The following is a 12,248-nucleotide window of genomic DNA, read 5'->3' as shown; positions in this document are numbered from 1 at the left end:
TTTCCGATATTGGGGAATAGAGAACTTGAACTATTGGAACCCTATCGGAAAGAGATGATACTTCCGCAGTTAATGAGTGTTCTCCAAAAGATCAACCATTATGATGTGGATAAACAGACACAAAACGATTGGTATTCAGCCTTGGAATGCAGAAAAAAAGACCCTCTTGGGCTGAACGAAATTGACATTGACATTTGGGAATCGGATTCTGATTTATTGTCGCCGGATTTTGATTTATTTGCGACCGAGTCAGAACGGTTCAACAACAACCATGACTGGCTTGAAGAGTTCCTACAAGGATAAACCAGTTGTCATGACACAAGCATTTTACGGTTAAAATGGCCACATACGCAGGTTAAATTGGCGCTTACCTGAAATTAGATGAATGAATAAATGACGTACTCTCTTCACTTTTTAAAAAGTGGGTGTCCTTTTTTTCCCTGGTTTTGTTTGCAGCTCTTCACAACCAAACAAAAGTTAACACATTTAATCAAACCTCTCTAAAAATTGATCTAAGTCAAAATAATTTTCCTGAAATAAAAGACACTAGACCGCGTGTGGCCTTTTAAAAGAAAAAATATTTATGACAACAACTACTTCAGCCTTCGCTCGTTCTGGCCCCGGACTCACGTATTGGGTCTCTCTGATTGCCGGCCCTCTGGTGTTACTGCTGACTATTTTTACTGCGCCTCCTGAAGGAATGGCGCAAAATGCCTGGTATATGGTGGGTGTCGCCAGCATGATGGCGATCTGGTGGGTATCAGAGGTGGTTCCTATTCCTGTGACTTCCCTGTTGCCCATTCTGCTGGTGCCACTTTTGGGTGTTGCCAGTATCAAAGCCGTGACAGCCCCTTTTGCTCATCCGACCATTTATCTGTTTTTTGGCGGGTTTATGTTGGGTATGGCGATGGAACGCTGGAATCTGCATAAGCGTATAGCTCTCCATATTATGCTGCGTACCGGTGTTCGTCCTGATCTGCAGATTGGCGGTTTTATGGTGGCTACCGCATTTCTGAGTATGTGGGTGTCCAATACGGCTACCAGCGTGATGATGTTACCTATTGGTTTGTCCGTTGCTTCCATGGTGTCTGGCAGTGATGAAGATAAAAATAAAAATTTCTCCAAAGCCTTGTTGCTGGCCATTGCCTACAGCGCCAGTATTGGTGGCCTGGCCACTTTGATTGGAACGCCTCCCAATGCTTTGCTGGCGGCCTTCCTGTCTGAAACGTACAACATAGAAATTGGTTTTGCACAGTGGATGATGGTGGGTCTGCCAGTTTGTCTGCTTATGCTGGGTGCCAGTTGGTTGTGGTTGACTAAATTTGGTTTCGATCTGGATAAAAATGAAAATCCAAACGCTACTGAGTTGTTCAAATCGAAGCTGAAAGAGCTCGGTGTTATGACCCGTGGCGAGAAAACCGTTGCCATTATCTTTGTTGTCACAGCGACTCTCTGGATCTTTCGACCACTACTGAAAGGCTATATTCCAGGCCTTTCTGACACCATGATTGCTATTGCAGCGACCATCAGTCTGTTTATCATTCCGGTAAAACAGGATGAGCGTGTGTATGTGATGTCCTGGGAAAAAGCCCGCGAAATTCCCTGGGGTGTCTTGATGCTGTTTGGTGGAGGTTTGACGCTGGCAGCTCAGATCAAAAGTACCGGCCTGGCTTCCTGGGTTGCCGAGGCCATGAGTGTTGTGGCGGGCATGCCAATACTGCTGGTGGTTGCCTTCGTGGTAACAGTCATTATTTTTCTGACCGAGTTAACCAGTAACACGGCAACTGCCGCCGGTTTTCTGCCATTAATGGGGGCTTTAGGTGTAACCCTTGGCATTGAGCCGGTTATGCTGGCTGCGCCTGCCGCTCTGGCCGCTAGCTGCGCCTTTATGATGCCGGTAGCTACTCCTCCAAACGCCATTGTATTTGGTGCTGGCAAACTGGAAATCAAAGATATGATCAAAGCCGGATTTGCCCTGAATATTATCGGTATCATTCTGGTTACTTTGGTTGGTTATTATTTGGTGGGTGCTGTTTTGGGTGCACATTAAGAACTGTCCCGGAATAAGTTCCGCAATTGGCTGGGACTTGTTAAGCTCGATGGCTGTCGGCCGCAAAAGCAAAAGCGGCCTGCCTTTTCAGGAAACGGGAAGTGCTCACTGAAATGCAGAAGTTATTAAATGACAGTGCCTTAACGGATAAAACTCAAACCGCTACCTTAATTAGAAAGAGTGCTCCCTGCGACCTAGGAGGCTGTCCGAGAATAGCGCCCGTAGCGAGGATTGCGAGAAATTGAGGATAAAAATTTCTGATTCTGAGGAGAATAGCGGGGCTATTTGACGAAGAAGCAGGAATTTTTAGACCAATTTATCGCAACCGCAGTAGGGCAGTCTATTCTCGGACAGCCTCCTAGTGCAGCTAAGCTCTGATATACATACACAGGCACCTCCCACGCCCCCCGTGGGAATGCTTACCCAAACTCGCCGTCAATGCAAAATCCCCACTAATCCCACCCCCTTTGACGGTGAACTAATTCATTTTCTTTTTGTCCTAATAATCAGATAACTGTATCAGAAGAATATTATTCGGACATTCCCCCGGGATTACCTGAAGCACTGCCAGAGCGGTATTCATAACAGGGATAAATTACTGTAAGGATAATTAATATGAATATTGCACCTGCCAGCTATCAACACGGCTTATGTCTCAAATCCGGAAAAGCAGATTCTGAATCTTTTGAATTAGCTGCTGGTAATAGCTGTCCTCCGAGCTTTTTGGGTTATCCCTTATCCAGGGCACGACTCTCCCCATCAATAAACAGTGTTGAGATGAGCGCCACACAAGACACCCCGAAAAAAATAGCGGATTCAAGCGGTCAGAGGCAGGGCGTAAGGAAAAGGAAAATTGACGGTACTATAAATCACGTATGTGATCTTATCTACAGTACACAAGTTTCAGTAAAAAAACCGATCCTTGATTATAATCTTTTAAACAATCATTTCGCATCTTTATGCAAGATATCCCCCCCTTATCACCCCTTGCCAAAAAGTGTCAGCAATAAGCCCGTGGCTGAACAGTTCGCTGAATTTACAGTTCGCTGGCTCCAGCTCATTAACACACCATACGCTGATCGGAGTTCAGTCATGACCCGCTTTTATGATCATGCTCCGAAGGCAGGTTTCAATCCATTTCGCAGGGCAAAACTGCTGGAAGCAAGAAAACGTCTGGGTATTTTTTATCCTGAGGATTATCATGACCATGAACTTCCCAAGCTGTCCGGCAGTCAAATCCTCGGGCTGCACTCTCTACCGGAATATTTTGACCAAAAATACCGTTCCGGCTTTGTAGCAATGGATAACGGGTATAGCCCAAGTGAGTGCCTGAATGCTTTTTTTCATGGCCCTACTGTTGCCGACTGTGCCACGACCCTGTTGGCCTGTCAGTATCGAGCCATTGAATCCATCATTGGCACCGACGAATTCAACCGCATCTTTGATGCCCCGGCCTCAAAATTCAGAATTTCCTACACGCTTTTCACATCGCCTGAAAGCTTCGCCCATACAGTTGGAAATATAAAACCGATCAATGCCGGTAACCCTATCTATTATCTGTTTGAAAATCTCAAGTGCATAAATCTGACTTCCTCTGTTTCAAATACTGAAAAAATTTCAGAACTGGATATCAAAAAGGGTGATATTCTCTATATTCAAGGTGTTGACAGCTACTGCGAGAAGCACAAAACCGGTGCTGCAATCGGTTTTAATCTGATATGCACCGGGCAAAACAGCAGCGGACACAATCTCTATCTGGGGTTTGGTCCGGATGACTTTGATGAACCAAAAACCTATGACCAGGTCACAAAAATGCTGATCGATGGTTATAACAAACCACAAAGTCCTGAGACAAACCGTGCTATTGAGGCGGGAGAAACGGGGTATGCACAGCTGACCGACGATACCCTGCCCGATGATCACCCTATCGCCGGTATCACTGTAGCGTTTCGCTTCAGTACCAAGCACTGGAAATATTTCGTATCGCAGTTCGATCAAGTCTGGCATAAGCAACCGCCGTTGCCTGTTATACCGGCTGTGGAACCAAAACCGGTGCATCACGGCTCACCGTTCCCCGCTGAAAATTTTGTTGCTGATCTGGATCAGTTCAAACCCGCCTCACCACAGCAGGAACGGATGAAAGAGACGGCCCTGAGGTTCACCCATGCTGTGATTAATAATCAGGGTAAAGCCCTGGATAAAAAGCCCATGGGACTTTTCCTGACCGGATCACCGGGACTGGGAAAAACACATCTTTGTGTCGCTGTTGCCAGAAAAGCAGCCGATTACGGTGTCAACACCCTGTATATAGACATAGAAAAAGCAGGTGCCCTGTTTCAGGAACTCGGCGGTGATCAAGCGCAATGGCGTAGAGAGATCGATGAAATGCTTGCCCGTAAGGATCTGGTGGTCATCGATGATGCCAACGGCGGTTTCTTTAGCGACGAATTGCTGGCAAAAACAATGAAACATGTGATGACTGAAAACACGGCCATCATGGTCAGTTCAAATCATCATATTCCTGTCAAAGATGCAACCCCCGGCTTTATTGATCCCTTTGCCGGGAAAGCCCACAACTTTGTTTACCTGAACGATTTACAAGGAGACAGTTGCCGTACCCAATGGTGGCTCAGCCCTGAAGTACGGGCTGCTGAAGCATTATCGCAACTGGGTCAGTATCAAGGTTGCAAAGCGGCAGGAGTGATTACTGAGAATGCGGTATCAATAGACGATATCGCCAGAATACTCAGCATTGAGGTGGACCAGATCCGTCGGGTAGCCCCGCCCTGTTTACCCGGAACCTATCGAAAAAGCCACGATTACTACCTCAGCGATTTATCCAAAACACAGCATCAGGCTGTGTTTATGGCGTGTGATGAATCTGTTTGTAGCCGTGATAAAATCGAGCAATTCTTAAATGTTATTCAGAAAGTACACGACGAAGGCTTGAAGCTGGTGGTCAAAACCAGTAACCGCTTACTATTTTTAGAAAAGGTACTGGTTTTTTTAAAGACTAACTCCAATGTTAAAAAGGACAAGCTTCGTATCACTGACCGGCTCGAGCATATGTTCCCTGGCTTTTCGGAAACCGGACTGCAGGCAATTGTCCCGAAATAAAATCGACATTTAATGTTCCCACTGGTACGGCCATGTAATTCCATTTTGGCAGAAACCTAGTCTAGATATTGCAGCAAAATGAACCTCTGGACAGAACAGCGGTCTGTTTTATTATATTTTCGTGAATTAATGAAATATAACTATGAATAGAACCCCTGCTGCTAACGCAAGACCAGGTAATTATTACAACCAACCGGATAACCAAGCCGCTTCTTCAAGGCTTGGGCGATATAGACATGACACAGTAAGACAGAGGGATAATCCCTCCCGCACTTTCCCGGGGCATAATGAATTTTACCATTCTTCTGGCGCATACACTTCTCAATATCTACAGTGTCGTTCAGTAACCCCCGCTCATGATTTTAATGCCCTTGTCAACCCAGAAATAATAGATGATCTGTTGGGTAAATCTGATCTTTTCGCTCATCACTATGATGGGAGAAATCACGGTCACTTTGCCTGTTCCATTAAAAAATACGCGTCAGCTTCTCAAAGACCGTTAAATCGAGCGGAACAAAGCCAGCTGATACGTTTACTGCAAAATTTTACAGTAACACGGAGCTGGAGTTGGCGAAGCCTGGCGACAACACTTCATTCATTTACTTCAGCTGGTGTTTTTATCCCCCATCACCCCATGGATGAGCGTGTCAAGCATACTCAAGCTGTCTTATTGTCAAAGCTACTTGATGCAATAACATTCAGGTGCCATCAAAAACCTGGAGCCAGGGATATTGACACCCAGCAAATCACCAACCTGCTGTGGGCCATGGCGAAACTGGTGGACAACGGGCAGGAGCGGACACCAAGGCTCCAAAAGGCCGTGGCCGCACTGTTGCCCAATGTCAACGCACAGAAATACCAATTTATTGCTCAGGGTATCGCCAACCTACTGTGGGCCATAGCGAAACTGGTGGACAACGGGCAGGAGCAGACACCAGAGTTGCAGGAGGCTGTGGCCGCGCTGTTACCTCAAGTAAACGCACAGAAAGCTAACTTTAAACCACAGGAAATCGCCAACCTGCTGTGGGCCATGGCGAAACTGGTGAACAATGGGCAGAAGCAAACACCTGAGTTCAAAGAGGCCGTGGCCGCGCTGTTGCCCCTCGTAGACGCACAGAAAGCTAACTTTAAACCACAGGAAATCACCAACCTGCTGTGGGCCATGGCGAAACTGCCAGACAACGGCCAGGAGCAGACACCTGGGCTCAAAGAGGCCGTGGCCGCGCTGTTGCCCCACGTCAACGCACGGAAAGCTCACTTTAACCCACAGGAAATCGCCAACCTGCTGTGGGCCATGGCGAAACTGGTGGAAAACGGGCAGGTGCAGACACCAGAGTTCACAGAAGCCGTGGCCGCGCTGTTGTCCCAAGTGGACGTACAGAAAGGCCAATTTATTCCTCAGTCTATCACCAACCTGCTGTGGGCCATGGCGAAACTCGTGGACAACGGGCAGGAGCAAACACCAAGGCTCAACGAGGCCGTGGCCGCGCTGTTGCCCCACGTTAACGCACGGAAAGCTCACTTTAACCCACAGGAAATCGCCAACCTGCTGTGGGCCATGGCGAAACTGGTGGACAACGGGCAGGCGTTGATACCAGAGTTCAAAGAGGCTGTGGCCGTGCTGTTGCCCCACGTCAACGCACGAAAAGCTAACTTTAAACCACAGGAAATCACCAACCTGCTGTGGGCCATGGCGAAACTGGTGGACAACGGGCGGGTGCGGACACCAGGGTTCAAAGAGGCCATGGCCGCACTGCTGCCCCGGGTGAACGCACAGAAAGACCAATTTATTCCCCGGGCTATCGCCAACCTGCTGTGGGCCATGGCGAAACTGGTGGACTACGGGCAGGAAACACCAGAGCTCAACGAGGCCGTGGCCGTGCTGTTACCCTACGTGAACGCACAAAAAGACCAATTTAATTCCCAGGATAACGCTAACATGCTGTGGGCCATGGCAAAACTGGTGGACATCAGGCAAGTGCGGACACCAGATCTCAACGAGGCCGTGGCCGCGCTGTTGCACTGCGTGAACGTAAAGAAATACCGGTTTATTCCTCAGCAAATCGCCTCCCAGCTGTGGGCCATGGCGAAACTGGCAGACAACGGCCAGAAGCGGACACCAGAGTTCAAAGAGGCTGTGGCCGTGCTGTTGCCCCACGTAAACGCACAGAAAGCTAATTTTAAACAACGGGAAATCACCAACCTGCTGTGGGCCATGGCGAAACTGGTGGACTACGGCCAGAAGTGGACACCAGAGTTCACAAAGGCCGTGACAGCGCTGTTGCCCCAAGTGGACGTAATGAAAGACCAACGTGTTCCTCAGGCTATCACCAAACTGCTGTGGGCCATGGCGAAACTCATGGATAACAGGCAAGAGCGGACACCAGATCTCAACAAGGCCGTGGCCGCGCTGTTGCCCCACATAAACGCACTGAAAGCTGACTTTACACCACGGGAAATCACCAAACTGCTGTGGGCCATGGCGAAACTGGTGGACAACGGGCAGAAGCAAACATCTGAGTTCAAAAAAGCCGTGGCCACGCTGTTGCCCCACGTAAACGCACAGGAAGGTAACTTTAAACCAATGGAAGTCACCAACCTGCTGTGGGCCATGGCGAAACTCGTGGACAACGGGCAGGAGCAGACAGCTGGGCTCAACGAGGCCGTGGCCGCGCTGTTGCCCCAAGTAAGCGCACAGAAAGCTAACTTTAAATCACAGGGTATCGCCAACCTGCTGTGGGCCATGGCAAAACTGGTGGACAACAGGCAAGAAGGGACACCAGATCTCAACAAGGCCGTGGCCGCGCTGTTGCCCTACGTGAACGCACATAAAGACCGATTTATTCCTCAGGCGATCGCCAACCTGCTGTGGGCCATCGCGAAACTCGTGGACAGCGTGGAGGAGGGAGCACCAAGGTTCAAAGAGACCGTAGCCGCGCTATTGCCTCACGTAAAGACACAGAAAGCTCACTTTAACCCACAGGAAATCGCCAACCTGCTGTGGGCCATTGCGAAACTGGGTGAATTCGTTGAACTGAACGTGGCTGTCTCTACGTTCAAATCGCTTGTCCGCCAAATCCGTAAAAACCCTCAGCTCTCTCAGCAAAACATATTAATGTCTCTCTGGGGAGTAATGGTATGCTGTGCCAGGTTGTCTCTGGCCCCCAATGCCAATAAAAAAAACGTGTTTGAAAAGTACATGGATGACCTGTTTACTCGCATGGAAAATACATTCCCAGACAGAAGAGAAGAGCAAACCATCATTGCCATGGCCGCAAGTTGGCTTGGGAAACCTTGTCCGTTCGTCCCCCATTACCGGACAACCATGTCAAAACGTCAAACCAACTTCCACGATCAACTCAAATCACGCATTCCCTCTTTGAGGATTGAAAAAGAAAAAAGTCTGAACACATTACATCCGGTAGACCTGCTATTGCCAGATCACAACATTGTGATTGAAGTTCAGGGACCGTCGCATTACGTGGGTGGTGATTTCAAAACCAGGAATGGCTCGACACTGCTTAAAATCGCACTGCTGCAAAAATCAGGATTTGAGGTCATTGAAATCCCGGTTAGCGAGCTTGGGAGCCGGGATTCCATGAAACGATGTATTTATTACATAAAGACCAGGGTAGCCACCCAGCTGCCGGGGCGTGCCTCTGTAGCGCTTAAAAGAAGGAGAGCAGATGAGGCACACATGACTACCGATAAAGGAAGGCAACCCTCAGATTACTTTCACTTAACCGCCGAGGAACATTCAGAAGAGCAAGCCGGCAAACCAAAACGTAAAAAAAGGAAGAGAAACAAATGAAGACCATTGATGAGCATTGCGACCACAGCCTGTCCGATGGTGACATTGCGTGCATCATTCAAACCAAATGCCTTCATGGCTAAACAAAAGCATCATGAACTGACAGAACCCACAGGAATGGGCACCAGCATTTCCTGCAGGTTTACCTTGCCTGTGTCGTCATACCCCCTGAAGCGCTTCTCACTGATCACCGCAAAGCCTCTTTGCTCAAGCACTTGTTTTGCCAGGGGTGATTTCAGGGTTTGCTGGGTTAATGTGCCAAGGCTCATAAGTATCCCTTCGGATTGCAGTCGTTGCACCTCCCGGGCGATGGCCTCTTGTGTTGCCATGCTGAGCAGACTGAAACCCTGGCGACACTGCATCTTTTCCAGCCGGGTCATCCCTGTTGGCACCCGGACTTGCCTGAGGTCATGGAAGCTATTATGGATGCCACGGGTAATCCCCTTTTGCCGGTCAGTCTTGCAGTCTTTATGGTCAGGGCTGGAACAGGTGTGAATGCCTGCACGGCTGGCAATAACACGCCGGACATTATCATCCAGGCAGTTTTCCATGTTCTGCAGTGGCAAGGAGGTCAGTTCAAATTTCTCTTTGATGGCCGTCCTGTCAGGTTTGAGTTGATACGTCTGGATATAGGAATCCGCCCGACAGTCTTCACTATGGCTGCCAGTGACCTGTAACAGATCAGCGGCACCATGCATGGCAGCTTCCAGTTGGCGTTGGAAGTCCGGCTTCAGGGCAGGCTCACCGGTGAAATCCCTGGTGAGTTGCGACGGCAGATCCAAACGCCGGGGGTCAAACCCTGTAAGCGGGTGTCGGCCCGCGCAGAATCCCGGGAACGAGGCATCAACCCCGGTGCATCGAATATAGTCCATGCGGTCAGCAAAGCGCAGTACCTGCAGATAACGGCGAACCGATGGGGAAATATTCTGGTCGCTCTGGCCATGTACGTCGTCTTCCTTGCTGGCCAGCGCCTCGGCAATACCATCCAGCTGTTGTTGTGGATACTGCCCCTTCAGATCCCGTTTGAAATAGTCAGCGGCCCTGACTTCTTCATCTCGTTTGGGGACATCTTCCGCTGCGGCATCATGATAGATGATGGCCAGCGACAACAGGTCCTTTTCAATGTCAGAGAAATGCATCAGATCGAATTTCTCCAGCAACTCGATATACCACAACAGATTGTTCCGGGCCCGCAATACATGACTGCAGCTGTGAGCTGGCTTCCACACCACAGGCAATGTCTCACGGCCAAGGCATTGGATGACTCGCTCTGGTCCGGGACGTCGGTAATAGTGCTGTAAGATTCTCAGAATGGTCTCTTCGTTATCTTTGGCATTGGGCAGAACCGGTGGTTGGCTGAAGGCATCGACGATAAATTGCAACGCTGCTGGTTGCATCAATGAGGCAGGTTGGGCAGATTGACTGCCGGTAAGGCCGAAGGACTTTTGCAGTTCGTCTATTTGTTGTTGCCCTTTTTTGATATTTTCTGGCCACTGCTGATAAAAGGGCTCTTGATCCCGCCGCTCCCAGAGTTCTTTAACCCAGTGGATATAATCATCTGCACAAAGTGTTCCCAGGGATTGTTCAATGCCATCAGCTCTGGTGTTTGCTATTTTTTCTCTCACCGCGCTGAATATTTGCTCATCGGGTTCACCAAAACGAAACAGAGCCAATAAATAGTTCTTTAACTGGTCATAGGGGTGATACCCCTGAAAAGGCCGTCGAAGGACGTAGTCAAACACTTCTTGCAGTTCTGCTGAACTGAGTCTCTGGCAACGTTGATGAAATTCCAGCATGACAGCCGGATCATTAAAGAAGGGGACATCAGCAATTAAATACCCTAAATTGTCCCCCTTGTAGGATAATCCCAATGCCTTTAAACGACAGCACAGTCTAATCGAATAAAATTCCCTTAACAGATGCTTGCCATTTTTTTCATCAAAAGACACCCCGCGCCTGGCCAGTTCAGTAGATAACTGGAAAAAAACTTCTTCCTCGTCAGCTGTCTCTCCCCTATGCTCTTGTTGGTTATAATACAGAGACATACTACGATGATGATCTTGTAACCATAACGTTGTTGCTGACTGGATCAACAAATCAAGTACTGTCTGCCACTTCCCCTTGTAAAGAAACGTTTTTTGAACCGGGAAATCCTGGTCTATTAATCTCCAAATCTGGTCTATTAATTCCCTTAAGTGTTGATGATTGAAGTCCGGGTTCGTTACCAGTTTTATAATGTCCTGACATGGATACTGCATCGCTGGCAGATGCTGTTGATTCAGGGTCTTTACTCTTAACGGCATTGGCAGAAAATTCAATACCTGGTTGAAGGTATCTTCAGCAATGATATGGGATATCGAAAAATTAGTGAGCCTGGCTTTATGCAGCCCTGACAGATGACCACTGAGTTCATCCTCAAAATAAACCTCTGCCGAGCCGCTTTGCTGGGAATAAACCAGCCAGGGCAATGGGTCGATGCCAAAAGTCTCTTCTAACTGGTGTTTATCCTGCAAATGATCGGTAATGTCTTTGCCAAGGTCCTCTTTTGCAGTAAGAAAGCACTTGATTTGTGATTTTTTATACCCGGTGGTCAGCCATTCTGAATGGCATGTTAACTTTTTATAATCTTTTTCCCTGAACTCAGGCGGTTTGAATGTGCCATTCCAGCGCAGTTTACCGGATGAAGATCCCCTATAAACTGTACAGATCCGTTTAGCTCTCTCCTCCATTTTCTTTTGCAGTGAACTGTGGTCAGGCAGGCATTTGGCAGAAAGCTCATCCGGCTTTACCGCATTGTTCTCTAAGAAGGAAGTAATGGCATTTTTTTTATAGGCAGCGAGCGTACCGGGTTTTATCAGACCAACAGTGACATGGTTCGGCCTTAATATCGTGGGTACATCTTCCATAATCAGGATGACGGGCCTTGGTCCTTTTGGTAACTCATCGTTATGGTCAAGATAATCCGACTCTTTTTTGAATCTTGCGTGACCTGATTTCGCGGAGTTCATCCTGATCTGTCGAGCGCCTAACGTGCCGGCCTTCACAGCATCGAGCAATTCATGTCTTAGCTGTTCTCTGTTACCCGGGGACTGGCAGTGTGCAGTTTCAGGGTTTGAATGTTTGCCCGGTTGCACCGGGCAACTCCCAGGATTGGCAAACGCTGCTGTCGAGAATGAATTTGCTGCTTTTGGTAATGAATCCATATCAATAAAACTGACTGATAATGCCTCAACGCCCAAGTAGCCAGAAATATTCGATTCCATATGGCCA

The 12,248-nt window shown here is 48.3% G+C and carries 5 protein-coding genes; 4 read left to right on the top strand and 1 reads right to left on the bottom strand.

The features are described from left to right. The 4 genes from J7438_RS22355 to J7438_RS22340 all read left to right on the top strand — a co-directional run. A partial coding sequence (locus J7438_RS22355) for a hypothetical protein (RefSeq protein WP_209278312.1) occupies positions 1 to 303 on the top strand: 303 nt, incomplete at its 5' end. 280 nt (positions 304 to 583) lie between these two features. Beyond that, positions 584 to 2,050: an SLC13 family permease gene (locus J7438_RS22350; protein WP_209278311.1), complete on the top strand. Its 1,467-nt coding sequence runs from the start codon at positions 584 to 586 to the stop codon at positions 2,048 to 2,050. A 1,014-nt stretch (positions 2,051 to 3,064) separates the two neighbouring features. Then, positions 3,065 to 5,167, top strand: a complete 2,103-nt coding sequence (locus J7438_RS28470) for an ATP-binding protein (protein ID WP_209278310.1) — start codon at positions 3,065 to 3,067, stop codon at positions 5,165 to 5,167. Between the two features lie 142 nt (positions 5,168 to 5,309). Next, entirely contained in the window at positions 5,310 to 8,978 is a 3,669-nt protein-coding gene (locus J7438_RS22340) for an RAP domain-containing protein (RefSeq protein ID WP_209278309.1), read from the top strand. Between the two features lie 92 nt (positions 8,979 to 9,070). Here J7438_RS22340 and J7438_RS22335 read toward each other — a convergent pair whose 3' ends face one another. Then, positions 9,071 to 12,241, bottom strand: coding sequence for a hypothetical protein (locus J7438_RS22335; protein ID WP_209278308.1), 3,171 nt, complete (start codon positions 12,239 to 12,241; stop codon positions 9,071 to 9,073). Between the last annotated feature and the right edge of the window lie 7 nt (positions 12,242 to 12,248).

It is taken from the genome of Thalassotalea sp. G20_0 (assembly GCF_017744175.1).
Lineage (GTDB): Bacteria > Pseudomonadota > Gammaproteobacteria > Pseudomonadales > Endozoicomonadaceae > Endozoicomonas.
The sequence above is the reverse complement of the archived record's forward strand: the minus strand, read 5'-3'. Positions and strand labels throughout refer to the sequence as shown.